Consider the following 23,668-nt stretch of genomic DNA (forward strand, 5'->3'; position numbering starts at 1 on the left):
TAGGTCCAAGCAGGGTCGGCGTTTCAGCTCGGTGGCCGCAGTGCGGCGAACTCGTCGGTGACCCGGTAGCGGGACTCGATGAAGCGGTACATGGCCGCGGGCCGCCCGCCGCTGCGGCCCGACTTCGCGGTGGTTCCGGTGGGCGTGATGACGCCGCGGCGCACCAGGACGCGCTGCAGATTGGTCGCGTCGACCAGGTATCCGAGCGCGGCGCCGTAGACGTCGCGCAGGGTCGACAGCGCGAACTCCCGGGGCGCGAGCGCGAAGCCGATGTTGGTGTAGGAGAGCTTGGCGTTGAGGCGCGCGTGGGCGTTGGTGACCATCGTCTGGTGGTCGAACGCCATCGGCGGCAGTGCGTCGACCGGATGCCACCGGGTGTCGGGCGGGAGCGCCGGCTCGGCGGGGGAGGGCACCAGTCCCAGGAACGTCGAGGCGATGGCGCGGCCGCCGAACACGCTGTCCGGCACCCGATCCGGCTGGCTGAACACCGCGAGTTGCTCCAGGTGGGCCAGCTCGCGGAGGTCGACCTTCTCGGCCAGCTGTCGGCGCACGGAGCTGGTCATGTCCTCGTCGTCGCGGAGTTGACCGCCGGGAAGCGACCATGCACCCCGCTGCGGATCCATGGCGCGTTCCCACAGCAGCACGCTGAGTCGGGGGGTGCGGGTGTCGAGGTGGCGGACCTGAAACACGACGGCCAGCACTTCGTGGGAGGTGCTACGATGAGGCATGTTTTCGATCATAAGTCGAAAACCTCCCGAGTCAAAGGAGACGGCCATGACGGTGTTGGACCGCACGGCGGAGTCAGGCGGCGGATGGGCCGCACGGATCACCGACGGCCCGGGTGGCTACGGCGGCGTCGTCGCCGACGAGGAGTGGGCCGCCGAGATCCGCAGGCTCGCCGACCTGCGCGGCGCGACGTTGCTGGCGCACAACTACCAGCTGCCCGCCATCCAGGACATCGCCGACCACGTGGGCGACTCGCTGGCGCTGTCCCGCGTCGCCGCCGAGGCACCCGAGGACACCATCGTGTTCTGCGGCGTCCACTTCATGGCCGAGACCGCGAAGATCCTCAGCCCCGAGAAGACCGTGCTGATCCCCGATCAGCGCGCCGGCTGCTCGCTGGCCGACTCGATCACCGCCGACGACCTGCGCGCCTGGAAGGCGGAGTACCCCGACGCCGTCGTGGTGTCCTACGTGAACACCACCGCCGCGGTGAAGGCGCTGACCGACGTCTGCTGCACCTCGTCGAACGCGGTCGAGGTGGTCGCGTCCATCCCCGCCGACCGCGACGTGCTGTTCTGCCCGGACCAGTTCCTCGGCGCACACGTACGCCGGATCACCGGCCGCACCAACCTGCACGTCTGGGCGGGCGAGTGCCACGTACACGCCGGCATCAACGGCGACGAACTCGCCGCGCAGGCGCGCAGCCACCCCGACGCGGAACTGTTCGTGCACCCCGAGTGCGGCTGCGCCACCTCGGCGCTGTACCTCGCGGGTGAGGGCGCCGTGCCCGACGACCGCGTGAAGATCCTGTCCACGGGCGGCATGCTCGACGCCGCGAGGCAGACCACCGCCCGCCAGGTGCTGGTGGCCACCGAGGTCGGCATGTTGCACCAGTTGCGCCGTGCCGCACCGGACGTCGAGTTCCTCGCGGTCAACGACCGCGCGTCGTGCGGCTACATGAAGATGATCACGCCCGCGGCGCTGCTGCGGTGCCTCATCGAGGGCGCCGACGAGGTCCACGTCGACGTCGAGACCGCGCGACTGGCGCGGGCCAGCGTGCAGCGGATGATCGAGATCGGGCAGCCCGGCGGCGGAGAATGACCGCCACCTCCTGCGGCGGGCGCGACCGGTGGCAGCAGCGCGCCGACGTCGTCGTGATCGGCACGGGTGTCGCGGGCCTCGCCGCCGCGCTGGCGGCGCAGCGCTCGGGCGCACGCGTCGTGGTGCTGAGCAAGGCGCCCGAGACCACCGGGGCGACGGCCACGTTCTACGCCCAGGGTGGCATCGCGGTCGTCCTCCCCGACGGTGACGACTCGGTGGAGGCGCACGTCGCCGACACCCTCGCCGCTGGCGGCGGGCTGTGCGACCCGGCGGCGGTGACGTCGATCGTCGCCGACGGATACGGCGCCATCGCCGACCTGGTGGGTGACGGCGCGCGGTTCGACGAATCGGAACCCGGCCGGTGGTCGCTCACCCGCGAGGGCGGCCACTCCCGCCGCCGGATCGTGCACGCCGGCGGCGACGCCACGGGCGCCGAGGTGCAGCGGGCCCTCGACCGCGCCGCCGATCTGCTCGACGTGCGACGCAATCACGTTGCGCTGCAGGTGCTCCGGACCGCGGACGCCGTGACCGGCGTCCTGGTGCACGACGGCGACGGGCTCGGCGTCGTGCACGCCCCCTCGGTCATCCTGGCCACCGGCGGGCTCGGCCACCTGTACTCGGCCACCACCAATCCGGACGGCTCCACCGCCGACGGCGTGGCGCTCGCGCTGTGGGCCGGGGTTGCGGTCAGCGATCTCGAGTTCGTGCAGTTCCACCCGACCATGCTGTTCGACGGCAACGCGGCGGGCCGGCGCCCGCTGATCACCGAGGCGCTGCGCGGCGAGGGCGCGCGCCTGATCGACGCGCGCGGCCGGTCGGTCACCGCGGGCGTGCACCCCATGGGCGACCTCGCCCCGCGCGACGTCGTCGCCGCGGCGATCGAGGCGCGGCTCGCCGACACCGGCGACGCCTGCGTCTACCTCGACGCCCGCGCGGTCGTCGACGTCGCGGCGCGCTTCCCGACGGTGACCGCCGCGTGCCTCGCGGCGGGCATCGATCCCGCGGTGCGGCCCATCCCCGTGGTGCCGGGCGCCCACTACAGCTGCGGTGGCGTGGTCACGGACGTGTCGGGCCGTACCGAACTGGCCGGCCTGTTCGCCGCCGGCGAGGTCGCACGCACCGGCATGCACGGCGCCAACCGGCTCGCGTCCAACAGCCTCCTCGAGGGTTTGGTGGTCGGCGGGCGGGCCGGTCGCGCCGCGGCGAGCCACGCGGTCGCGGCGGGGCCGACGCCGGTGGTTGCGCCGAGCGTCGAACCACGGCTGACGCTGCCCCGCGGCGACCTGCAGCAGGCGATGTCCCGCGACGCGGGCGTGGTGCGCGACGCCGACGGTCTGCGCCGACTGACCGGCCTGCTCGACACCGCGACGCCGCGACCACTGCGTGGTCGCGCCGACCTCGAGGACGCCGCTCTGACGGCGGCCGCGCGGGCCGTCGCCGCAGCCGCGATCGACCGTACGGAGAGCAGGGGATGTCACCACCGGTCCGACCACCCCTCGACCGATCCCGGACAGGCGTCGAGCACGCTCGTCCGCGACGAGCAGGGGCGTACGACGGTCGGCCGGACCACCGATCGACCCGTGGAGGTGTGTGCATGAGGCTCTCCGATGCCGAACGCGCGGAGGCGGCCGCCGCCATCGGGCGGGCCCTCGCCGAGGACCTGCGCTACGGCCCCGACGTGACGACCGAGGCGACCGTCGCCGCCGACGCCACGACGATCGCCGCGATGGTCACCCGGGAACCCGGGGTCGCCGCCGGCGTCGAGGTGGCGCTGATGGTGCTCGACGAGGTCCTGGGCGCCGGCGGTTACCGGGTGCTCGACCAGGTGGAGGACGGCACTCGGCTCGACGCCGGCGCGGCGCTGCTGCGCGTCGAGGCGCCGACCCGCGGACTGCTCACCGCCGAACGCACCATGCTCAACCTGGTCTGCCACCTCAGCGGCATCGCCACGGCCACCGCGCACTGGGTGGACGCCGTCGCGGGTACGCGCGCCGCGATCCGCGACACGCGAAAGACCCTGCCGGGGTTGCGAATCCTGCAGAAGTACGCCGTGCGGGTCGGCGGCGGGGTCAACCACCGGATGGGTCTGGGCGACGCCGCGCTGATCAAGGACAACCACGTGGCGGCAGCGGGCGGCGTGCTCGAGGCGCTGAAGGCCGTCCGCACGATCGCCCCCGACCTGCCGTGCGAGGTCGAGGTCGACTCACTCGAACAGCTCGACCAGATCCTCGGCGAGGACGTCGAACTGATCCTGCTGGACAACTTCCCGGTGTGGCAGACCCAGATCGCCGTGCAGCGCCGCGACTCCCGGGCGCCCGGCACCCTGCTCGAGTCCTCCGGAGGGTTGTCGCTCGAGTCGGCCGCCGAGTACGCGGGCACCGGCGTCGACTACCTCGCCGTCGGCGCGCTCACCCACTCCGTGCGGGTGCTCGACGTCGGGCTCGACGTCTAGTCCGCGGCGCCCGACGTCGACGAACCCGACGTCGACGAACCCGACTTCTCGGAGCCCGACTCCGCGGTGCCCGACTTCGCGGTGCCCGACTTCGCGGTGCCGGCTGTCTCGGTGCCCGACTTCGCCGTGACGCCCGACGCCGTTGCTGCCGATCCCGTCGTGGCGGTGGACCGGGCGGAGGTGGCGGCGGTGGAGGTGGAGGTGGAGGTGGTCTCCGAGGTGCCGGGAGCGCCGTCGGGTCCGCGGGTGCCGGCTGTGGTGCCGCCCCGGCCGCCCGTGCCCGGGGTGCCACCCGTAGCGTCGGTCGGTGCGGTGGCCGCCCCGCCCGCGCCGCCCGCGCCGCCGTCTCCGACGGTGCCCGCCGACCCGCCGTTACCGCCGGCGCCGCCGGTGGCCGTGCCGGTGCCCTGAGCCTGGCCACCCTCGCCGCCGGACCCGCCGTCGCCGGAGAATCCGCCGCCGCTGCCGCCCGCGCCGCCGTCGCCTCCGGTGGCGTTGCCGGCGACCGTGTACGCGACGCCGCCCGCACCGCCTGCGCCGCCGGTGCCCGCCACCATGCCGCCGTTGCCGCCGCGGCCGCCGTCGCCTCCGGACGCGTTGCCGAAGCCGACGGCGATGATCGATCCGGTTCCGCCGGTGCCGCCGTTGCCGAACAGTCCGGCGTTGCCGCCGTCGCCGCCGTTGCCGCCGCGCGTGCCGAACCCGCCGTTGCCGCCGTTGCCGAGCAGGAGTCCGCCGTTGCCGCCGTTCTGGCCGGGCAGACCGTCGCCGCCGTTGCCGATCAGCAGGCCGCCGTTCTCACCCGGCCCGCCGTTGCTGACGAAGATCTTGAACATCGCGCCGACGACGTCGCCGAGCGCGGGGGCGGGGATCGCGGACGTCGGTGCGCCGGGCGCGAGGAACAGCGACGGGGTGGTCGCCAGCGTCGCCGACGGCGCCAGGGCCGACCGGCCATTGTCTGCCGGGCCGCCGCCCGTCGGCGCGGACGGAGCCGCCGTGCGCAGTGCGGGGATCGCGACGAAGCCGGTGCGGGCCGGTGCGGCCCCGCCGCCGGAGACCGCGCCGGTGGCGTCCGCGCCGGGGACGGCGGTGCCGGCGGTCGTAGTCGTCGACGCGGCAGCGGCGGCGGGCCCGACGAGGCTCGCCTCCAGCAGGCCGGTCGGCGTGGCCAGTGCAGTGAGGGCGGGTGCGTACGCCGCGGCTGTAGTGGGTTCCGGAGCGGGTCGGACGCCACCGGGGGCGGAGCTGCCGACGGCCGTGATCACCCCGACGGCCAGTGCGGCGGTGAAGATCGTGGATCGGCTGGCGGTACTCGTCCCCAAGGACATCCGGTGCTCTCCCGTGCGTCGGCGATGTGTGTGACCGATCGTTTGTACCGCACCCGCGGGCACAGGTAAACATCCGTTCACGAAATCGCCGGTTAATTTGCCCAGATCGACGGCGACGTCATTTCAGCGAGCTAGGAGGGACGCAAAGACAGCTCGACGACGTCACTGGAATCATCCCCCCGGGACTGGGCGACGGGACCGTCAGGCGGTCGCGGCGCGCCGCACCAGGGACAGCAGGACCGCCGCCGTCGCGAACAGTCCGGAGAACACGCGGTTGACCAGCGTCTGCCGGCGGGGGGTGTGCATGATGCGCAGCAACCGCACCGACAGCCGCGTGTACAGGCCCATGACCACGACGTCGACCGCGATCATCGTGACGCCGATCGCGAGGTACTGGGGGAGCAGCGGAGCCGTCGGCACCACGAACTGCGGCAGCACGGCGAGGAAGAAGACCAGGCCCTTGGGGTTGGTGGCGTTCACCAGGAAGCCCCGGGCGACCAGTGCCAGCCTGCCGCCGTCGTGGCCGGCGTCGAGTTTCTCGCCGAGGTCGTGCGTGGCCGCGCGCCACTGCCGGACCGCCAGGTACAGCAGGTATGCGACGCCCACCCACTTGATCACGGTGAACGCCACGATGGAGCTGGTGACGACGGCGCCCAGGCCTAGTGCCACGAGCGCGAGCTGCAGCATCAGCCCCACCTCGAGGCCGAGGATGCTCCAGTACCCGCGGCGCACGCCGTGGGTCAGCCCGGTAGCCATGGACTGGATGGCGCCCGCACCCGGCGAGATAGCGATCAGGATCGCCGCACCGAGGAAGGCCAGCCACAGTTCCCACGTCATGGCTCGAAGTGTCGCAGCCGGGCGCGGCACCGCTCAAGCGACTTTCAGGCGCGCGGTGCGGCAGCGACGTCGGCGACGAAGGTGCCCTGCCGCTTGGCGAGCGTGCGCGCCATCCGCGGCAGCGTCGGATCCACCGTGCCCGCGGGCAGCACGCGCGGGTTGACCAGGTGCAGGTCCTGCCGACCGACGTGGATGTCGGCCTCGCCGGCGGCCAGCACGTTCTTCACCCAGTTGGTCTTGCCGTGCATCAGCCCGATGGCGATGACGTCGTCCTTGCGGTACGCGGTGACGATGGTCTCGAACGGCCGGCCCGAGGTGCGCCCGCGATGGCTGATCACCGCGAAGCCCGGCATCCGCTTGGACAGCGGCCGCAGCAGCGGGTTGACGTACTTGATCTGAAAGCGCTCCAACCACACCGGCATCAGCATGGGTACGCCCGGTGCGTTGTTGGGGTGGTCTTTCCTCGACGACGACGTGGACATGACGGCTCCCGAATTCGATTTGGTCTGCTCTGGGACAATAGACAGCATGGAGGTAGCCGTGAACAGCTCGTCACCTGATTCGGACGAAGTCGCCGGGACGTCCCCGACGTTGCGCCGCATCGACCTGCGGGGCGAGACGCTGTCGGTGGCCCGGCTGCGGGCCGTGCTGCCCCGCGGCGGCGTCGACGTCGACTCGGTCCTCCCCACGGTGCGACCCATCGTCGACGCGGTCGTGGAACGGGGTGCCGAGGCGGCGCTCGAGTACGGCGAACGCTTCGACGGCCTGCGGCCCGCGGCGGTCCGCGTGCCCACGGCCGGCCTGACGGCCGCGCTCGAGACGCTGGACCCGGAGGTGCGCGCCGCGCTGGAGGTCGCGATCGAGCGGACCCGCGCCGTGCACGCCGACCAGCGCCGCACCGAGACCACGACCACGCTCGGCCCCGGCGCCACCGTCACCGAGCGGTGGCTGCCCGTCGAGCGGGTCGGCCTGTACGTTCCCGGCGGCAACGCGGTCTATCCGTCGAGCGTCGTGATGAACGTGGTGCCTGCCCAGATCGCGGAGGTCGACTCGCTGGTCATCGCGAGTCCGCCGCAGTCGGATCCGGGTGGGCGCTTTCACGGCCTGCCGCACCCGACCATCCTCGCCGCCGCGGCACTGCTCGGCGTCGAGGAGGTGTGGGCGGTCGGCGGCGCGCAGGGCGTGGCGCTGATGGCCTACGGCGGCACCGACACCGACGGCACCGAACTCGCACCCGTCGACATGATCACCGGCCCCGGCAACATCTACGTCACCGCCGCCAAGCGGATCTGCCGGTCCGAGGTCGGCATCGACTCCGAGGCGGGCCCCACCGAGATCGGCATCCTCGCCGACCACTCGGCCGACCCCGTCCACGTCGCCGCCGACCTGATCAGCCAGGCCGAGCACGACGCGATGGCCGCCTCGGTGCTCGTCACCACCAGCCCGGAACTGGCCGACGCCACCGATGTCGAGCTGGCCGCACAGCTGGCCACCACCGTGCACCGCGAGCGCGTGACCACCGCGCTGTCCGGGGAGCAGTCGGCCATCGTGCTGGTCGACGACCTCGACACCGGGATCCGCGTGGTCAACGCCTACGCCGCCGAGCACCTCGAGATCCAGACGGTGGACGCCGCCGCCGTCGCGCGCCGGATCCGTTCGGCCGGAGCCATCTTCGTGGGCGCGTGGTCGCCCGTCAGCCTCGGCGACTACTGCGCGGGCTCCAACCACGTGCTGCCCACCGCCGGGTGTGCGCGGCACTCGAGCGGTCTGTCCGTCCAGACGTTCCTGCGTGGCATCCACGTCGTCGACTACGACGAGGCGGCCCTCAAGGACGTCGCTGGTCACGTCATCACGCTGGCCAACGCCGAGAACCTGCCGGCCCACGGTGAGGCGGTTCGGCGGAGGTTCAGCAAGTGACCCGACGGATCACGCTCGACGACCTGCCCCTGCGAGACGACCTGCGCGGCAAGTCGCCCTACGGCGCCCCGCAACTGTCGGTTCCCGTGCGGCTCAACACGAACGAGAACCCGCATCCGCCCACCCAGGCGCTCATCGACGACGTGGCCGCCTCGGTGCGCGACGCCGCCTCGGAACTGCACCGGTATCCCGACCGCGACGCGGTGCTCCTGCGCAGCGACCTCGCCGGCTACCTGACCACCCAGACCGGGGTGGCCGTCGGCACGGACAACGTCTGGGCCGCAAACGGATCCAACGAGATCCTGCAGCAGCTCCTGCAGGCGTTCGGCGGTCCCGGGCGCAGTGCGCTGGGGTTCGTGCCGTCGTACTCGATGCATCCGATCATCTCCGACGGCACGCAGACCGACTGGCTGGAGGCGAGCCGTTCGGCAGACTTCGGTCTCGACGTCGAGGTCGCGGTCGCGGCCGTCACCGAGCGCCGGCCCGACGTGGTCTTCGTGGCCAGCCCCAACAACCCGTCCGGACAGAGCGTTTCGCTGGCCGACCTGCGCCGGCTGCTGGAGGCCGCGCCGGGCATCGTCATCGTCGACGAGGCGTACGGCGAGTTCTCCTCCGAGCCCAGTGCCGTGCACCTGCTCGCGGACTTCCCCGCCAAGCTCGTCGTGACGCGCACCATGAGCAAGGCGTTCGCGTTCGCGGGCGGCCGGCTCGGGTACCTGGTCGCGTCTCCCGCGGTCGTCGACGCCCTGCTGCTGGTCCGGCTGCCCTACCACCTGTCGGTGGTGACGCAGGTTGCGGCGCGGGCCGCGCTGCGCCACGCCGACGACACCCTGGGCAGCGTCGCGACGCTGATCTCCGAGCGCAACCGCATCGCGGACGCGTTGTCCACCATGGGTTTCCGGGTCATTCCCAGCGACGCGAACTTCGTCCTGTTCGGCGAGTTCGCCGACGCCCCCGCCGCCTGGCAGCGCTACCTGGACGACGGCGTGTTGATCCGCGACGTGGGCATCCCCGGTTACCTGCGTGCCACCGTCGGCATCGACGAGGAGAACGACGTGTTCCTCGACGCGAGCGCCCGGCTGGCGGAGACCCACCTGACGACCACCAGCAGCCCCCAAGGAGTGCCACGATGAACAGTCCGGCGAACGCACCGGCTCGCCGCGCGAGGGTCGAACGCAAGACGAAGGAATCCGACATCGTCGTCGAGATCGACCTCGACGGCACCGGTAGGACCGACATCAGCACCGGCGTGCCGTTCTTCGACCACATGCTCACCTCGCTGGGCAGCCACGCCAGCTTCGACCTGACGGTCCATGCCACGGGTGACGTCGAGATCGAGGGCCACCACACCGTCGAGGACACCGCGATCGTGCTGGGTCAGGCGCTCGGTGAGGCGCTCGGCGACAAGCGCGGCATCCGTCGCTTCGGCGACGCCTTCATCCCGATGGACGAGACGCTGGCGCACGCTGCCGTCGACGTGTCGGGCAGGCCCTACTTCGTGCACACCGGCGAGCCGGAGTTCATGGTGCACTTCACGATTGCGGGTTCCAGCGCGCCGTACCACACGGTGATCAACCGCCACGTCTTCGAGTCGCTGGCCTACAACGCGCGGATCGCCCTGCACGTCCGCACGCTGTACGGTCGCGATCCGCACCACATCACCGAGGCCGAGTTCAAGGCCGTCGCCCGCGCGCTTCGTCAGGCCGTCGAGCCGGATCCGCGCGTCTCGGGCGTGCCGTCCACCAAGGGCACTCTGTGACCAAGAAGTCCGTCGTCGTCCTCGACTACGGTTCGGGCAACCTGCGGTCCGCGCAGCGCGCCCTGGAACGCGTGGGCGCCGACGTGGTGGTCACCGCGGACCCGGCCGCCGCCGCGGCCGCCGACGGGCTGATGGTGCCCGGCGTCGGGGCCTACGAGGCGTGCATGACCGGCCTGCGCGAGATCGGCGGCGAGAAGATCATCGCCGCGCGGCTGGCCAACGACCAGCCCGTCATGGGGGTCTGCGTCGGCATGCAGATCCTGTTCGCCCGGGGCGTCGAGTTCGGCGTCGAATCGGTGGGCTGTGCCCAGTGGCCCGGTTCGGTGGTCCGGCTCGACGCGCCCGTCATCCCGCACATGGGATGGAACGTGGTGAAGGCGCCGGAGGACACCAGGCTGTTCGCCGGTCTGGACCCCGAGACCCGCTTCTACTTCGTGCACTCCTACGCCGCGCAGACGTGGGAGGGGGATCCGGCCGCAAAGCTCACCTGGGCCGACCACCACGTGCGATTCCTGGCCGCGGTGGAGGACGGGCCGCTGTGGGCCACCCAGTTCCACCCCGAGAAGAGCGGCGACGCCGGTGCGGCCCTGCTGGCCAACTGGCTGAAGGAACTAGGGTGATCCGACGTGTCTGCTGAGAACCCGCTGATCCTGCTGCCCGCCGTCGACGTCGTCGAGGGCAAGGCCGTCCGCCTCGTCCAGGGCGTGGCCGGCAGCGAGACCGACTACGGCTCCGCGCTCGACGCCGCTCTCGGCTGGCAGCGCGACGGCGCCGAGTGGATCCACCTGGTGGACCTCGACGCGGCGTTCGGCCGCGGCTCCAACCGCGAACTGCTCGCCGAGGTCATCGCGAAGCTCGACGTGGCCGTCGAACTGTCCGGCGGCATCCGCGACGACGACTCGCTCACCGCGGCCCTCGCCGCGGGCTGCGCGCGGGTCAACCTCGGCACCGCGGCGCTGGAGAACCCGCAGTGGTGCGCCAAGGTGATCGCCGAGCACGGCGACAAGGTCGCGGTCGGGCTGGACGTGAAGATCGTCGACGGGCAGCACCGTCTCCGCGGCCGCGGGTGGGAGACCGACGGCGGCGACCTGTGGGACGTCCTGGAACGCCTCGACCGCGAGGGCTGCTCGCGCTTCGTCGTCACCGACGTCACCAAGGACGGCACGCTCGACGGGCCCAACCTCGACCTGCTCGGCCAGGTCGCCGACCGCACCGGGGCGCCGGTGATCGCGTCCGGCGGCGTGTCCAGCATCGCCGACCTCGAGGCCATCGCCACCCTCACCGGCCGCGGTGTCGAAGGGGCGATCGTCGGCAAGGCGCTCTACGCCGGGCGGTTCACGCTGCCGCAGGCGTTGGACGCGGTCAGTCGCTAGGCGGCCGGTCATGGACGACACAGCGCCGGACGACGTGGACCTCGACGCCCTGGTGAGCCTGGCCACGGGGATCCTCGACGAGGCCGCCACGCCGTTCATCGAAGGACACCGCGCGCAGTCCGCCGTCGCCAAGAAGGGCGACGACTTCGCCACCGAGGTCGACCTCGCCATCGAGCGCCAAGTGGTGGCCGCACTCGAATCGGCCACCGGCATCGGCGTGCACGGCGAGGAGTTCGGCGGCGCCGACATCGACTCCCACCTGGTGTGGGTGCTCGACCCGATCGACGGCACCTTCAACTACGCGGCGGGCCTGCCCACCGCGGCGATCCTGCTGGGTCTGCTCCGCGACGGCGAGCCGGTGGCGGGCCTGACGTGGTTGCCGTTCACCGATCAGCGCTACACCGCGGTCGTCGGACAGCCGCTGTACCTCAACGGCGTCGAGCAGCCGCGGCTCGGCTCGGCCAACCTCTCGGAGTGCATCGTGGGCTCCGGCACGTTCAACATCGCCTCCCGCGGTCGCTTCCCCGGCCCGTACCGGGTGGCGTTCCTCGAGAAGCTCAGTCGCAAGTGTTCGCGCATCCGCATGCACGGTGCCACCGGCGTCGACTTCGCCTATGCCGCAGCGGGAATCCTCGGCGGCGCGATCAGCTTCGGTCACCACGTGTGGGACCACGCCGCGGGGGTGGCGCTGGTCCGCGCCGCGGGAGGCGTGGTCACCGACCTCGCCGGCGAACGGTGGACGCCGTCCTCGCTGTCGGCGGTCGGCGGCGCACCCGACGTCCACGCCGAGATCCTCGAGATCGCCCAGTCGATCGGGTCGCCGGAGGACTACCGGTGAACCACGACGGCACGGCAGGCGACAGCCTGGCCGTCCGCGTCATCCCGTGCCTCGACGTCGACGCGGGCCGCGTGGTCAAGGGCGTGAACTTCGAGAACCTCCGCGACGCAGGCGATCCCGTGGAGTTGGCCGCCGTCTACGACGCCGAGGGCGCCGACGAACTCACCTTCCTGGACGTCACGGCATCGTCCTCGGGCCGCAGCACGATGCTCGAGGTGGTGCGGCGCACCGCGGAACAGGTCTTCATCCCGCTCACCGTCGGCGGTGGCGTGCGCTCCATCGACGACGTCGACACGCTGCTGCGCGCCGGTGCCGACAAGGTGTCGGTCAACACCGCGGCCATCTCGCGGCCGGAACTGCTGGCGGAACTGTCCCGCCAGTTCGGTTCGCAGTGCATCGTGCTGTCGGTCGACGCCCGCACCGTGCCGGCCGGCTCGACGCCCACCCCGTCCGGGTGGGAAGTCACCACGCACGGCGGCCGCCGCGGCACCGGCATCGACGCCGTCGAATGGGCCAGGCGCGGAGCGGAACTGGGCGTCGGCGAGATCCTGCTCAACTCGATGGACGCCGACGGCACCAAGGCCGGCTTCGACCTGGCGATGCTGCGGGCCGTCCGCGCCGCGGTGACGGTGCCGGTGATCGCCAGCGGCGGTGCGGGATCGGCCGGTGACTTCGCGCATGCGGTCGAGGCCGGCGCCGACGCGGTGCTCGCGGCGAGCGTCTTCCACTTCAAGGAACTCACCATCGGCCAGGTGAAGTCGGCGATGGCCGCGGAAGGGATCGTGGTGCGATGAGCGCTCGCGCGAAGAGCGGTGTGGCCCGATGAGCTTGGATCCGAACGTCGCGGGGCGGCTGAAGCGCAACGCCGACGGCCTGTTCGCCGCCGTGGCGCAGGAACACGGCACCGGCCAGGTGCTGATGGTGGCGTGGATGGACGACGAGGCGCTGGCCCGCACCCTGGCGACGCGCAAGGCCACCTACTTCTCGCGGTCGCGCGGCGAGTACTGGGTCAAGGGGGAGACGTCGGGCCACACGCAGTACGTGCACTCGGTGCGTCTCGACTGCGACGGCGACACGGTGCTTCTCGACGTGGACCAGGTGGGCGCGGCCTGCCACACCGGCGAGCACACGTGCTTCGACGCCGACGAACTGCTGGCGCCGGAGCGCTAGCCGGTCGGGCCGACGTCAGAAGACGGTGAACGCGTCGACCGACAGGACGAAGCCCCGCGGCCCGGTTCCGCCGGCCAGGGTGCACGTCAGCCCCTCGACGGCCGACGAACAGGTGACCGTGCGCCCCGGCGACAGGTCGGCGGACACCGCCTCGTCGTAGGCCAGCGTGTGCGGTGAGCGGAAGCCGTCGCCCTGGATGATGGTCGCGCATGGCGTCGGTCGCTGCTCCAGGAACCCGAACCGCCGCGCTCGTCCCTGTTCCTCGCCCGGATAGAAGCCGCACAGCGCGCTCTCGGCGACGGTGTGCGGATGCTCGTCGGTCTGGCACGCCAGGCTGCCGTCCACCACCCGGCACTGGATCTGGCCGCTCGGTGTCCCAAAGGAGTAGAACGGGTTCTGGCCGGGCGCGGTGGCGTCCTCGACGAAGTCGGAGAGCGGCCGCGGCGTCGCGGGAGCGGCCGGCGCCGATGACGACGCCGGGTCGGTCGAGGCGGTCGCGGGTGCGTCGGCGGATGGCGAGGACCCCGAGCAGCCCGCGAGGGCGGCGGCGAGGGCGATACCCGCGACGGCCGTCGCGCCGAGACGGGCGATCACCGGTGGCTCGACTTCGCGCGGGCGCTCCACCGGCCGTCGGAGAATCCGACCTCGACGGGGTACGCGAACGCGGCCGTCACGTGGTCGGTGGTCACCACCTCCCGTGCCGGACCCGACGCCACCGTCCGGCCGTCGGCGATGAGGATGGCGTGCGTCGTGGTGGTCGGCAGCTCCTCGAGATGATGGGTCACCAGGATCGACGCCACGTCGGGATGGGTGTCGTCGAGTGCGTCCATGGTCTCCAGCAGTTGTTCGCGTGCGGCGACGTCGAGGCCCGTGGTCGGTTCGTCGAGCAGGAGCAGGCGCGGCTCGGACACCAGGGCTCGTGCGATCAGCGCTCGGCCGCGCTCGCCCTGCGACAGCGTCGGCCACTGGTCGTCGGCTCGCAGCCGCAGGCCCACCGACTCGACCATCGCGTCGGCACGCGCGACCTCGTCGGCCGTCGGCGCCCACCGCATCGGCAGGTCGACCGTGGCGGTGATGCCCGTCAGCACCACCTCGCGCACGGTCAACGGACTCCGCAGCCGGTGTCTGGGGTCGACGTGGCCGATGTGGTGGCGCAGGGCCGACAGGTCGACCCGGCCCATCTGGGCGTCGAGCACCCGCACCGTTCCCGTCGTCGGGAACGTCTGCGCCGCACAGAAACCGAGCAGCGTGCTCTTGCCCGCGCCGTTGGGACCCAGCAGCGCCCAGTGCTCACCGGCGGCGACCGTCAGCGAGATGCCGTCGATGATCTGCTTGCCGTCGCGGCGGAACGTGACGTCGGCGAGTTCGAGGACCGGACCCATCAGGCGGACTGACGTTGCCGCAGCACCTCCAGCGCCTTGTCGGCGTGGGTGTCCATGCTGAACTCGCTGGCGATCACCTCGAGCACGGTGCGGTCGGTGTCGATGACGAAGGTGGTGCGCTTGACGGGCATCAGCTTCCCCAGCAGTCCGCGCTTGACGCCGAACCGGGTGGCGACCGTCCCGTCGGCGTCGGACAGCAGCGGGTAGTCGAACTTCTGCTGCTCGGCGAACTGGGCCTGCTTGGCGACGGCGTCGGCGCTGATGCCGACCCGGCTCGCGCCGACTGCGGCGAACTCCGAGGCGAGGTCGCGGAAGTGGCAGGCCTCCTTGGTGCATCCCGGCGTCATCGCGGCGGGGTAGAAGAACAGCACGACGGGCCCGTCGGCGAGCAGACCGGTCAGGCTCCGCACGGTGCCCGTCTGATCGGGAAGCTCGAACTCGTCGACGCGGTCACCCTGCTTGAGAGAGGTCATGATCGAAGACGTTACGCCCGGAAATTCGCTGGCGGCCCGCCGACCGCGATGCGAGGCTCGCACCGATGACCGACCTCGACGCCTTTCTCGCGCACGGCTACGTGCGGGTGGAGCGCACCGTCCCGCGTGCCGTCGCCGACGCCGCGCGGGACCTGCTGTGGAACCGACTGGGACTGTCGCCCGACGGCGCGTGGACGGAGCCGGTGCGGTGGACGGCCGACCTCACCGGTGCGGGTCCGTTCGGTGAGTTGGTCGCCAGTCCGGTGCTGGCGGCCGCCCTGGACACCGTCTGCGGCGCGGGTCGGTGGCGGCCGCGCGGGTCGGTGGGCAACGTCCCGGTCCGGTTCCCGGTCCCGCCGACGGCGGACGACCGGGGCTGGCACGTCGACGCGAACACGCCGGGACCGGACGGGGCCTGGACGGTCAGCGGACGGCCGCACACCGTGCTGGTGCTCACCCTGCTGTCCGACGTCGGCCCCGACGACGCGCCGACGAGGATCCGGGCGGGATCGCACCGCGACGTCGCGCGCGTCCTCGGCGCCGAGGGACTGGACCCGTTCGTGGCCGGACCGATCGTCGATCGGGCCAGTGCGGGCCGACCGGTGCACCACGCCACCGGTGCGCCCGGCGACGTCTATCTGGTGCACCCGTTCACCGTGCACGCCGCCGACGAGCATCGCGGCCGCACGCCGAGGTTCATGGCGCAGGCGCCGGTCGTGCTGACCGAGCCCGTCGAGCCGGGCGCGTCCACGCCCCTGGCGTCGGCGTTCGGCTAGCTGTCTCGCGGCAGCCGGTCCCCGATCTGGGAGAATCGACCCGTGCCCTCGACCGCCCTGCCATCCACGCTCGCCGTCACGACCTCGCGCGAGGACTTCCGGGCGCTCGCCGCCGAGCATCGCGTGGTGCCCGTGACCCGCAAGCTGCTCGCGGACAGCGAGACCCCGCTGTCGGCCTACCGGAAGCTGGCCGACAACCGGCCGGGCACCTTCTTGCTGGAGTCCGCCGAGAACGGACGGTCGTGGTCGCGCTGGTCCTTCATCGGTGCCGGCGCCCCGTCGGCGCTGACCGTCCGCGACGGCGAGGCCGTGTGGCTCGGGGTCACGCCCCGGGACGCCCCGAGCGGCGGCGATCCGCTGCGCGCGGTGCGCGCGACCCTGGAGCTGCTGGAGACCGCCCAGCTGCCCGGTCTGCCGCCGCTGTCCAGCGGCCTGGTCGGCTTCTTCGCCTACGACATGGTGCGTCGGCTCGAGCGCCTGCCCGAACTCGCCGTCGACGACCTCGGGCTGCCCGACATGCTGCTGTTGCTGGCCACCGACGTGGCCGCCGTGGACCACCACGAGGGCACCATCACCCTGATCGCGAACGCGGTGAACTGGAACGGCACCGACGAGCGCGTCGACGAGGCCTACGACGACGCGGTGCGCCGCCTCGACGTGATGACGGCGGCGCTGGCCAAGCCGCTCGGATCGACCGTCGCCACCTTCAGCCGGCCCACGCCCACCCACCGCTCGCAGCGCACGGTCGAGGAGTACACGGCGATCGTCGACAAACTCGTCGGCGACATCGAGGCCGGCGAGGCATTTCAGGTGGTGCCGTCGCAGCGGTTCGAGATGGACACCGCCGCCGATCCGCTGGACGTCTACCGGATGCTGCGGGTCACCAACCCCAGCCCGTACATGTACCTGCTCAACGTGCCGGACGCGGACGGCAACCTCGACTTCTCGGTCGTGGGGTCCAGTCCCGAGGCGCTCGTCACGGTCGCCGACGGCAAGGCGACCACCCATCCGATCGCCGGCACCCGCTGGCGTGGGGACACCGAGGAGGAGGACGTCCTGCTCGAGAAGGAACTCCTCTCCGACGAGAAGGAACGCGCCGAGCACCTGATGCTGGTGGATCTTGGCCGCAACGACCTGGGCCGGGTGTGCCGGCCGGGGACCGTCCGCGTCGAGGACTACAGCCACATCGAGCGCTACAGCCACGTCATGCACCTCGTCTCGACGGTCACCGGCCACCTCGCCGAGGGCAGGACCGCCCTCGACGCCGTCACGGCCTGCTTCCCGGCGGGCACCCTGTCGGGCGCGCCGAAGGTCCGGGCCATGCAGCTCATCGAGGAGGTCGAGAAGACCCGCCGCGGTCTCTACGGCGGCGTGCTGGGCTATCTCGACTTCGCGGGCAACGCCGACTTCGCGATCGCGATCCGGACGGCGCTCATGCGGTCGGGCACCGCCTACGTGCAGGCAGGCGGGGGAGTCGTGGCCGACTCCAACGGCCCGTACGAGTTCAACGAGGCGGCCAGCAAGGCGCGGGCCGTGCTCAGCGCCATCGCCGCCGCCGAGACCCTGGCCGAGCCGTGACGCGCATCGGGCAGCTGCTCCTGCTGCTGGCGGCAGTCGGCGTCTGGGGTGCGTCGCGGATGACGTGGGCGGTGCTCGAGTCGGCCGACGGGCTCGGCCAGCCGAAGACGACGACGCTGACGGGTTCGACCTGGTCCGCGGCGCTGGTGCCGGTGGCGGCGCTGCTCGCTGCGGCCACGCTCGCGCCGCTGGCGGTCCGGGGCTGGGCGCTGCGCATCCTGGCGGTGCTGCTCGCCGTGGTGAGCGCGGGGATGGCGTACCTGGCCATCTCGCTGTGGGTGATGCCGGACGTCGCCGAATACGCCGCGTCGGTGGCCGACGTGCCGGTGGTCGCGCTGACGGCGAGCGATCGGCAGTACTCCGGCGCGGTGCTGGTGCTGGTGGCAGCGGTGCTCACCCTGGCCGGCGCGGTGCTGCTGCTGCGGGCGGCGACCCGGCCGGCCGCGGCGTCGAAGTACGTCGCGCCCGCGACCCGGCGCGAGGACGCGATCCGCGATGCCGAGGGTCCCGCGGGGGCCGGGATGAGCGAGCGGATGATCTGGGATGCCCTCGACGAGGGGCGCGACCCGACCACGGAGCGCACCGAGGGTCGGTGACGACGGACGGCTCGTCGGCGGTTACGCTTCGAAGCAGAAGAATCCGGCGGCATCGGGGTGGCCGGTAATTCCCGGAAGGACACCGACGGCTCATGACGGGCACCGTGCTCGACTCCATCATCGAGGGAGTCCGCGCCGACGTTGCCGTCCGCGAGGCCGCGCTCAGCCTGGCCGACGTCAAGGACAAGGCCAAGCACGCCGCGCCTCCGCGTGACGTGCTCGCTGCGCTGCGCGAGGACGGCATCGGGGTCATCGCCGAGGTCAAGCGCGCGAGCCCGTCCCGCGGCGCGCTGGCCTCCATCGCCGATCCCGCCGATCTGGCCCGGGCCTATCAGTCCGGTGGCGCCCGCGTGATCAGCGTCCTCACCGAGGAGCGTCGCTTCCACGGATCGCTCGACGACCTCGACGCCGTGCGCGCCGCGGTGTCGATTCCCGTGCTGCGCAAGGACTTCGTCATCGGTCCGTACCAGATCCACGAGGCCCGTGCGCACGGTGCCGACATGCTGCTGCTGATCGTCGCCGCCCTCGAGCAGCAGGCTCTGGTGTCGATGATCGACCGCACCGAATCCCTCGGGATGACCGCGCTCGTCGAGGTCCACACCGAGGAGGAGGCGGACCGTGCGCTGTCCGCCGGTGCGCGCGTGATCGGCGTCAACGCACGCGACCTGAAGACCCTCGAGGTCGACCGCGACTGCTTCGCCCGCATCGCACCCGGTCTGCCCTCCAATGTCATCCGCGTCGCCGAGTCCGGCGTGCGCGGCACGGCCGACCTGCTGGCCTACGCGGGAGCCGGCGCCGATGCCGTCCTCGTCGGTGAGGGACTCGTCACCAGTGGCGATCCGCGCAGTGCGGTTGCCGACCTGGTCACGGCGGGTACTCACCCGTCCTGCCCAAAACCCTCTCGCTGACCTGGCGAAGAGCCGCTTGCGCGGAGAGAAGTCGAGATGTCCTTGTCATCCGGTCCTGAATTGCCGCGCTCGAGCGCGGCCATCGCCGAACCCACCGCCCACGATCCCGACGCCCGGGGGCACTTCGGCGCGTACGGCGGCCGTCTGGTCGCCGAAGCGCTGATGGCCGTCATCGAGGAGGTCACCGCCGCCTACGAGAAGGCGCGCACCGACCAGACGTTCCTCGACGAACTCGACGATCTGCAGCGGCACTACACCGGCCGTCCCTCACCGCTCTACGAGGCGGAGCGGCTCAGCGAGCACGCCGGTGGAGCACGTCTCTTTCTGAAGCGAGAAGACCTCAACCACACCGGGTCTCACAAGATCAACAACGTCCTCGGTCAGGCCCTGCTGGCACGTCAGATGGGCAAGAAGCGCGTCATCGCCGAGACCGGCGCGGGCCAGCACGGCGTGGCCACCGCCACGGCGTGCGCGCTGCTGGGGCTCGAGTGCGTCGTCTACATGGGCGCGGTCGACACCGCCCGCCAGGCGCTCAACGTGGCACGGATGCGCCTGCTCGGCGCCCGCGTGGTCTCCGTGGAGTCCGGCTCCAAGACGCTGAAGGACGCCATCAACGAGGCGTTCCGCGACTGGGTGTCCAACGCCGACGAGACCTACTACTGCTTCGGCACGGCCGCGGGACCGCACCCGTTCCCGACGATGGTCCGCGACTTCCAGCGCATCATCGGCATGGAGGCCCGCGCGCAGATCCTGGATCAGGCCGGACGCCTGCCGGATGCGGTCACCGCCTGCATCGGCGGCGGATCCAACGCGATCGGGATCTTCCACAGCTTCATCGACGATCCCGCGGTCCGGCTCGTCGGATACGAGGCCGCCGGTGACGGCGTCGAAACCGGTCGGCACGCCGCCACCTTCACCGGCGGGACGCCGGGTGCGTTCCAGGGCTCGTTCTCCTACCTGCTGCAGGACGAGGACGGCCAGACCATCGAGTCGCACTCGATCTCGGCGGGCCTGGACTACCCGGGCGTCGGGCCCGAGCACGCGTACCTCAAGGACCTGGGTCGCGCGCAGTACCTCCCGATCACCGACACCGAGGCGATGGATGCGCTGGCCCTGCTGTGCCGCGCCGAGGGCATCATCCCGGCCATCGAGTCGGCGCACGCGATCGCCGGCGCGCTCAAGCTCGGCGTCGAGCTCGGCCCCGGGTCGATCATCCTGATCAACCTGTCCGGCCGCGGCGACAAGGACGTGGAGACCGCCGCCAAGTGGTTCGACCTGCTGGACGACAAGGGACCGACGACATGACCGGCACGCTGTCAGACATCTTCGCGACGTGCCGTGCCGAGGACCGCTCGGCGCTGATCGGCTACCTGCCCACCGGCTACCCGGACGTGTCGACGTCCATCGAGGCCATGGTCGCCATGGTGGAATCCGGCTGCGACATCATCGAAGTCGGGGTCGCGTACTCCGATCCCGGGATGGACGGGCCCACCATCGCCGCCGCCACCGAGACGGCGCTGCGCAACGGCGTCCGGGTGCGCGACGCACTCGCGGCGGTCGAGGCGATCAGCGACGCCGGCGGCCGCGCGGTCGTCATGACCTACTGGAACCCGGTGCTGCGCTGGGGCATCGACTCCTTCGCCCGCGACCTGGCTTCCGCCGGCGGGCTCGGGCTGATCACGCCCGACCTGATCCCCGACGAGGCCGACGAGTGGATGGCCGCGTCCGACGAACACGGTCTCGACCGCATCTTCCTGATCGCGCCGTCGTCCACGCCCGAACGGCTCGCCGCGACGGTCGAGGCGTCCCGCGGCTTCGTCTACGCCGCCTCCACGATGGGTGTGACGGGTGCGCGCGACGTCGTGTCCAACGCCGCGCCGGAACTGGTCGCCCGCGCCAAGGAGATCTCTGACATCCCGGTCGGCGTCGGCCTGGGCGTGCGCTCCCGTGAGCAGGCCGCCGAAATCGGCGCCTATGCCGACGGCGTGATCGTGGGGTCGGCGCTCGTCACCGCACTCGCCGACGGTCTGCCCGCCGTGCGGGCGCTCACCGCGGAACTCGCCGAGGGCGTCCGACAGAGGGTCTCCGCGTGACGACGACACTGCTGGCCTACATCCCGAGTCCCGACCAGGGCGTCTGGCACCTCGGCGCGTTCCCGTTGCGGGCCTACGCGCTGTGCATCCTCGCCGGCATCGTGGCCGCCCTCATCCTCGGCGATCGGCGTTGGACCGCCCGCGGGGGCGAGCCCGGCGTCATCTACGACATCGCCCTGTACGCGGTGCCGTTCGGTCTCATCGGCGGCCGCCTCTATCACGTCCTCACCGACTGGACCACGTACTTCGGTCCCACCGGCAGGGGGTTCGGCGCTGCCCTGCGCATCTGGGACGGTGGCCTCGGCATCTGGGGTGCCGTCGCGCTGGGCGGCGTGGGTGCGTGGATCGGGTGCCGGAAGAAGGGGATACCGCTGCCCGCATTCGGTGACGCCATCGCGCCCGGAATCCTGCTGGCGCAGGCCATCGGTCGCCTCGGCAACTACTTCAACCAGGAACTCTACGGTCGGCCGACGACGGTGCCGTGGGGTCTCGAGGTCTACGAACGCCGCAACGCCGCAGGGGTTCCGGACTCGTTGAACGGCGTGTCGACGGGCCGGCTCGTCGAGGTCGTCCACCCGACGTTCCTCTACGAACTGCTGTGGAACCTGGCGATCGTCGCACTGCTGCTGGTGATCGATCGACGGTTCAAGATCGGGCACGGCCGGCTGTTCGCGCTGTACGTCGCCGGCTACTGCCTGGGACGCTTCTGGATCGAACTGATGCGCAGCGACTACGCGACCACCATCGCCGACACCGGCATTCGAGTGAACACGTTCACCTCGACGTTCGTCTTCATCGCCGCCGTGGTCTACGTGATGGTCGCGACCAAGGGCCGCGAGGCGCCGGAGACGCTGCGGGGCAACGCCTACTCGCCGCTCGAGAACGTCGCCGAGGGCGTGACCGCCGCCGCCGCGACCACCGGTGTGGTGGCCGCCGCGGTCGTCGCGAGCCGCGAGGACGAGCGCGACCAGTCCGCCGACGACGTGGCCGACGCGAACGTGGACGACACCGGCGACACCCGGACGGCCATCGTGGTTCCCGACGACATCCCGGCCGACGCCGATGCCGGCGCGTCGGAGGCGAAGAACGAGGCCGAGGATCTGGCCGAGCAGGTGGAGACGGCGTCGTCGGAGGACATCGCGGAAGCGGTGGCGTTCGCCGAGGCCGGTGACGAGGCAGACGCCGAGGCCGGTGCGGCTCGGCCCGAGGACGGGTTGGGTTCGGTGGACGGCGACGAAGTGGATGCGGCTCGGGACGACGCGGTCGAGGTGCACGAGGCGGCCGCGGAGGGCGCCCGGGATGCCGACGCCATCGCCGACGACGTGGCCGGTGAGCCCGCCGAGGTCGTGGGCGTGGACGGTGACGTGGCCATCGTGGTTCCGGACGACATCCCGGCCGACGCCGATCCCGGTGCGTCGGAGGCGAAGAACGAGGCCGAGGATCTGGCCGAGCAGGTGGAGACGGCGTCGTCGGAGGACATCGCGGAAGCGGTGGCGTTCGCCGAGGCCGGTGACGAGGCAGACGCCGAGGCCGGCGCGGCTCGGCCCGAGGACGGGTTGGGCTCGGTCGACGGCGACGAGGTCGTCGCGGCCCAGGACGATGCCGTCGAGGTGCACGAGGCCGCTGCCGAGAGCGCCCAGGACGCCGAGGCCATCGCCGACGACGTGGCGGGCGAGGCCGACTCGACCGAGGCTGCGCCCGAGGACGGTCTGGGTTCGGTGGAGGGTGACGAGGTGGTAGCCGCCGAGGGTGACGCGGCGGAGGTGCACGCGGCTGCCGTCGAAGGTGCCGCCGACGCAGACGCATTGGCCGACGACGTCGGTGACGAACCCGCACCCGTCGCCGTCGAGGGCACCGAGGTCGCCGAGGCGCTGAACGCGGAGCCCGAGCCGGAGTCGGAGCTGGAGTCGACCGAGGCTGCGCCCGAGGATGGTCTGGGTTCGGTGGACGGTGACGAGGTGGTCGCTGCCGAGGGTGATGCGGCGGAGGTGCACGCGGCCGCCGCCGAGGGTGCCGACGATGCGGACGCGCTGGCCGACGACGTGGCGGCCGAGTCCGAGACGACCGAGCCGGAGCCGGAGCCGGAATCGGAAGTCGAGTCGACCGAAGCTGCGCCCGAGGATGGTCTGGGTTCGGTGCACGGTGACGAGGTGGTCGCTGCCGAGGGTGATGCGGCGGAGGTGCACGCGGCCGCCGCCGAGGGTGCCGACGATGCGGACGCGCTGGCCGACGACGTCGCGGCCGAGTCCGAGACCCCGGACGCGACGCCCACGACGCCGCCGAGCACCACCACCTTCGTGCCGCCGCCGCGCCGGCGGTTCTGGCAGCGCACCAGGCGATGACGCCGGCGGTCCCGTCGATCGG

Annotated in this window: 25 protein-coding genes; 18 read left to right on the top strand and 7 right to left on the bottom strand. The window is 72.0% G+C overall.

Annotation, left to right across the window (positions count from 1 at the left end; genetic code table 11):
- Window positions 1-23 precede the first annotated feature (23 nt).
- Entirely contained in the window at window positions 24-728 is a 705-nt protein-coding gene (locus AC1MEY_RS08265; RefSeq protein WP_480230189.1) for an NUDIX hydrolase, read from the bottom strand.
- 46 nt (window positions 729-774) lie between these two features.
- Here AC1MEY_RS08265 and nadA point away from each other — a divergent pair, with 46 nt between their 5' ends.
- From nadA to nadC, 3 genes are read left to right on the top strand one after another with little or no spacing between them, the layout of a single operon-like run.
- A complete protein-coding gene (nadA, locus tag AC1MEY_RS08270; protein WP_480230190.1) occupies window positions 775-1,824 on the top strand; it encodes a quinolinate synthase NadA in 1,050 nt (349 codons plus the stop codon).
- Window positions 1,821-3,422, top strand: a complete 1,602-nt coding sequence (locus tag AC1MEY_RS08275) for an L-aspartate oxidase (RefSeq protein ID WP_480230191.1) — start codon at window positions 1,821-1,823, stop codon at window positions 3,420-3,422. The genes nadA and AC1MEY_RS08275 overlap by 4 nt, the downstream gene beginning before the upstream one ends.
- A complete protein-coding gene (gene nadC / locus AC1MEY_RS08280) occupies window positions 3,419-4,276 on the top strand; it encodes a carboxylating nicotinate-nucleotide diphosphorylase (RefSeq protein ID WP_480230192.1) in 858 nt (285 codons plus the stop codon). The genes AC1MEY_RS08275 and nadC overlap by 4 nt, the downstream gene beginning before the upstream one ends.
- Here the strand turns inward: nadC and AC1MEY_RS08285 are convergent.
- The 3 genes from AC1MEY_RS08285 to AC1MEY_RS08295 all read right to left on the bottom strand — a co-directional run bounded on the left by AC1MEY_RS08285 (window position 4,273) and on the right by AC1MEY_RS08295 (window position 6,923).
- Window positions 4,273-5,604 carry a hypothetical protein gene (locus tag AC1MEY_RS08285; protein ID WP_480230193.1) on the bottom strand — a complete coding sequence of 444 codons (1,332 nt, stop codon included), beginning with the start codon at window positions 5,602-5,604 and terminating at the stop codon, window positions 4,273-4,275. The genes nadC and AC1MEY_RS08285 overlap by 4 nt on opposite strands.
- 201 nt (window positions 5,605-5,805) lie before the next feature.
- The gene (locus AC1MEY_RS08290; RefSeq protein WP_480230194.1) at window positions 5,806-6,441 is read right to left on the bottom strand and encodes a LysE family transporter; all 636 of its coding nucleotides are present in this window, start codon (window positions 6,439-6,441) and stop codon (window positions 5,806-5,808) included.
- Between the two features lie 44 nt (window positions 6,442-6,485).
- Window positions 6,486-6,923 carry a nitroreductase family deazaflavin-dependent oxidoreductase gene (locus tag AC1MEY_RS08295; protein ID WP_480230195.1) on the bottom strand — a complete coding sequence of 146 codons (438 nt, stop codon included), beginning with the start codon at window positions 6,921-6,923 and terminating at the stop codon, window positions 6,486-6,488.
- A 46-nt stretch (window positions 6,924-6,969) separates the two neighbouring features.
- On the opposite strand from AC1MEY_RS08295, the gene hisD reads away from it, so the two are divergent.
- Genes hisD through hisI form a run of 8 tightly spaced genes read left to right on the top strand, consistent with a single transcriptional unit; the run spans window position 6,970 to window position 13,498 of the window.
- Window positions 6,970-8,358: a histidinol dehydrogenase gene (hisD, locus tag AC1MEY_RS08300; RefSeq protein ID WP_480230196.1), complete on the top strand. Its 1,389-nt coding sequence runs from the start codon at window positions 6,970-6,972 to the stop codon at window positions 8,356-8,358.
- Window positions 8,355-9,491, top strand: a complete 1,137-nt coding sequence (locus AC1MEY_RS08305) for a histidinol-phosphate transaminase (RefSeq protein ID WP_480230197.1) — start codon at window positions 8,355-8,357, stop codon at window positions 9,489-9,491. Before hisD ends, AC1MEY_RS08305 begins: the two co-directional genes overlap by 4 nt.
- Entirely contained in the window at window positions 9,488-10,117 is a 630-nt protein-coding gene (hisB, locus tag AC1MEY_RS08310) for an imidazoleglycerol-phosphate dehydratase HisB (protein WP_480230198.1), read from the top strand. Before AC1MEY_RS08305 ends, hisB begins: the two co-directional genes overlap by 4 nt.
- Window positions 10,114-10,737 carry an imidazole glycerol phosphate synthase subunit HisH gene (gene hisH, locus AC1MEY_RS08315; protein WP_480230199.1) on the top strand — a complete coding sequence of 208 codons (624 nt, stop codon included), beginning with the start codon at window positions 10,114-10,116 and terminating at the stop codon, window positions 10,735-10,737. The genes hisB and hisH overlap by 4 nt, the downstream gene beginning before the upstream one ends.
- Before the next feature lie 6 nt (window positions 10,738-10,743).
- A complete protein-coding gene (priA, locus tag AC1MEY_RS08320) occupies window positions 10,744-11,490 on the top strand; it encodes a bifunctional 1-(5-phosphoribosyl)-5-((5-phosphoribosylamino)methylideneamino)imidazole-4-carboxamide isomerase/phosphoribosylanthranilate isomerase PriA (RefSeq protein ID WP_480230200.1) in 747 nt (248 codons plus the stop codon).
- Window positions 11,491-11,500: 10 nt separating this feature from the next.
- Window positions 11,501-12,328 (top strand): inositol monophosphatase family protein, encoded by an 828-nt coding sequence (locus AC1MEY_RS08325; protein ID WP_480230201.1) that lies wholly within the window; start codon window positions 11,501-11,503, stop codon window positions 12,326-12,328.
- Window positions 12,325-13,122: an imidazole glycerol phosphate synthase subunit HisF gene (gene hisF / locus AC1MEY_RS08330; RefSeq protein ID WP_480230202.1), complete on the top strand. Its 798-nt coding sequence runs from the start codon at window positions 12,325-12,327 to the stop codon at window positions 13,120-13,122. Before AC1MEY_RS08325 ends, hisF begins: the two co-directional genes overlap by 4 nt.
- 28 nt (window positions 13,123-13,150) lie before the next feature.
- Window positions 13,151-13,498, top strand: a complete 348-nt coding sequence (gene hisI, locus AC1MEY_RS08335; protein ID WP_480230203.1) for a phosphoribosyl-AMP cyclohydrolase — start codon at window positions 13,151-13,153, stop codon at window positions 13,496-13,498.
- 15 nt (window positions 13,499-13,513) lie between these two features.
- Here the strand turns inward: hisI and AC1MEY_RS08340 are convergent, their stop codons facing one another.
- The 3 genes from AC1MEY_RS08340 to AC1MEY_RS08350 are packed head-to-tail and all read right to left on the bottom strand — an operon-like array spanning window position 13,514 to window position 15,353.
- On the bottom strand, window positions 13,514-14,092 hold the full coding sequence (locus AC1MEY_RS08340) for a hypothetical protein (protein ID WP_480230204.1): 579 nt from the start codon (window positions 14,090-14,092) through the stop codon (window positions 13,514-13,516).
- Entirely contained in the window at window positions 14,089-14,880 is a 792-nt protein-coding gene (locus tag AC1MEY_RS08345; protein WP_480230205.1) for an ABC transporter ATP-binding protein, read from the bottom strand. Before AC1MEY_RS08345 ends, AC1MEY_RS08340 begins: the two co-directional genes overlap by 4 nt.
- Window positions 14,880-15,353 carry a peroxiredoxin gene (locus AC1MEY_RS08350; protein ID WP_480230206.1) on the bottom strand — a complete coding sequence of 158 codons (474 nt, stop codon included), beginning with the start codon at window positions 15,351-15,353 and terminating at the stop codon, window positions 14,880-14,882. Before AC1MEY_RS08350 ends, AC1MEY_RS08345 begins: the two co-directional genes overlap by 1 nt.
- A 65-nt stretch (window positions 15,354-15,418) precedes the next feature.
- On the opposite strand from AC1MEY_RS08350, the gene AC1MEY_RS08355 reads away from it, so the two are divergent.
- The 7 genes from AC1MEY_RS08355 (at window position 15,419) to lgt (ending at window position 23,646) form a co-directional block, all read left to right on the top strand.
- On the top strand, window positions 15,419-16,129 hold the full coding sequence (locus AC1MEY_RS08355; protein ID WP_480230207.1) for a phytanoyl-CoA dioxygenase family protein: 711 nt from the start codon (window positions 15,419-15,421) through the stop codon (window positions 16,127-16,129).
- Between the two features lie 57 nt (window positions 16,130-16,186).
- The gene (locus AC1MEY_RS08360) at window positions 16,187-17,707 is read left to right on the top strand and encodes an anthranilate synthase component I (protein WP_480231364.1); all 1,521 of its coding nucleotides are present in this window, start codon (window positions 16,187-16,189) and stop codon (window positions 17,705-17,707) included.
- Window positions 17,704-18,303, top strand: a complete 600-nt coding sequence (locus AC1MEY_RS08365) for a TIGR02234 family membrane protein (protein ID WP_480230208.1) — start codon at window positions 17,704-17,706, stop codon at window positions 18,301-18,303. Before AC1MEY_RS08360 ends, AC1MEY_RS08365 begins: the two co-directional genes overlap by 4 nt.
- Window positions 18,304-18,395: 92 nt before the next feature.
- On the top strand, window positions 18,396-19,211 hold the full coding sequence (gene trpC / locus AC1MEY_RS08370) for an indole-3-glycerol phosphate synthase TrpC (protein ID WP_480230209.1): 816 nt from the start codon (window positions 18,396-18,398) through the stop codon (window positions 19,209-19,211).
- 36 nt (window positions 19,212-19,247) lie between these two features.
- Entirely contained in the window at window positions 19,248-20,516 is a 1,269-nt protein-coding gene (trpB, locus tag AC1MEY_RS08375) for a tryptophan synthase subunit beta (RefSeq protein WP_480230210.1), read from the top strand.
- Window positions 20,513-21,304: a tryptophan synthase subunit alpha gene (gene trpA / locus AC1MEY_RS08380; protein ID WP_480230211.1), complete on the top strand. Its 792-nt coding sequence runs from the start codon at window positions 20,513-20,515 to the stop codon at window positions 21,302-21,304. Before trpB ends, trpA begins: the two co-directional genes overlap by 4 nt.
- The gene (lgt, locus tag AC1MEY_RS08385; RefSeq protein WP_480230212.1) at window positions 21,301-23,646 is read left to right on the top strand and encodes a prolipoprotein diacylglyceryl transferase; all 2,346 of its coding nucleotides are present in this window, start codon (window positions 21,301-21,303) and stop codon (window positions 23,644-23,646) included. The genes trpA and lgt overlap by 4 nt, the downstream gene beginning before the upstream one ends.
- The last annotated feature ends 22 nt before the right edge of the window (window positions 23,647-23,668 follow it).

The organism is Mycobacterium sp. PTI7 (genome assembly GCF_056679845.1).

What these genes read in the sequence shown, in the direction of transcription:
- AC1MEY_RS08290 (WP_480230194.1), bottom strand. Translation starts at nt 6,441, where the DNA reads ATGACGTGGGAACTGTGGCTGGCCTTCCTCGGTGCGGCGATCCTGATC.
- AC1MEY_RS08295 (WP_480230195.1), bottom strand. Translation starts at nt 6,923, where the DNA reads ATGTCCACGTCGTCGTCGAGGAAAGACCACCCCAACAACGCACCGGGC.
- trpC (WP_480230209.1), top strand. Translation starts at nt 18,396, where the DNA reads ATGACGGGCACCGTGCTCGACTCCATCATCGAGGGAGTCCGCGCCGAC.
- hisD (WP_480230196.1), top strand. Translation starts at nt 6,970, where the DNA reads ATGGAGGTAGCCGTGAACAGCTCGTCACCTGATTCGGACGAAGTCGCC.
- trpB (WP_480230210.1), top strand. Translation starts at nt 19,248, where the DNA reads ATGTCCTTGTCATCCGGTCCTGAATTGCCGCGCTCGAGCGCGGCCATC.
- trpA (WP_480230211.1), top strand. Translation starts at nt 20,513, where the DNA reads ATGACCGGCACGCTGTCAGACATCTTCGCGACGTGCCGTGCCGAGGAC.
- AC1MEY_RS08345 (WP_480230205.1), bottom strand. Translation starts at nt 14,880, where the DNA reads ATGGGTCCGGTCCTCGAACTCGCCGACGTCACGTTCCGCCGCGACGGC.
- hisB (WP_480230198.1), top strand. Translation starts at nt 9,488, where the DNA reads ATGAACAGTCCGGCGAACGCACCGGCTCGCCGCGCGAGGGTCGAACGC.
- AC1MEY_RS08355 (WP_480230207.1), top strand. Translation starts at nt 15,419, where the DNA reads ATGACCGACCTCGACGCCTTTCTCGCGCACGGCTACGTGCGGGTGGAG.
- nadC (WP_480230192.1), top strand. Translation starts at nt 3,419, where the DNA reads ATGAGGCTCTCCGATGCCGAACGCGCGGAGGCGGCCGCCGCCATCGGG.
- AC1MEY_RS08325 (WP_480230201.1), top strand. Translation starts at nt 11,501, where the DNA reads ATGGACGACACAGCGCCGGACGACGTGGACCTCGACGCCCTGGTGAGC.
- hisI (WP_480230203.1), top strand. Translation starts at nt 13,151, where the DNA reads ATGAGCTTGGATCCGAACGTCGCGGGGCGGCTGAAGCGCAACGCCGAC.
- AC1MEY_RS08275 (WP_480230191.1), top strand. Translation starts at nt 1,821, where the DNA reads ATGACCGCCACCTCCTGCGGCGGGCGCGACCGGTGGCAGCAGCGCGCC.
- AC1MEY_RS08350 (WP_480230206.1), bottom strand. Translation starts at nt 15,353, where the DNA reads ATGACCTCTCTCAAGCAGGGTGACCGCGTCGACGAGTTCGAGCTTCCC.
- AC1MEY_RS08265 (WP_480230189.1), bottom strand. Translation starts at nt 728, where the DNA reads ATGCCTCATCGTAGCACCTCCCACGAAGTGCTGGCCGTCGTGTTTCAG.
- nadA (WP_480230190.1), top strand. Translation starts at nt 775, where the DNA reads ATGACGGTGTTGGACCGCACGGCGGAGTCAGGCGGCGGATGGGCCGCA.
- AC1MEY_RS08285 (WP_480230193.1), bottom strand. Translation starts at nt 5,604, where the DNA reads ATGTCCTTGGGGACGAGTACCGCCAGCCGATCCACGATCTTCACCGCC.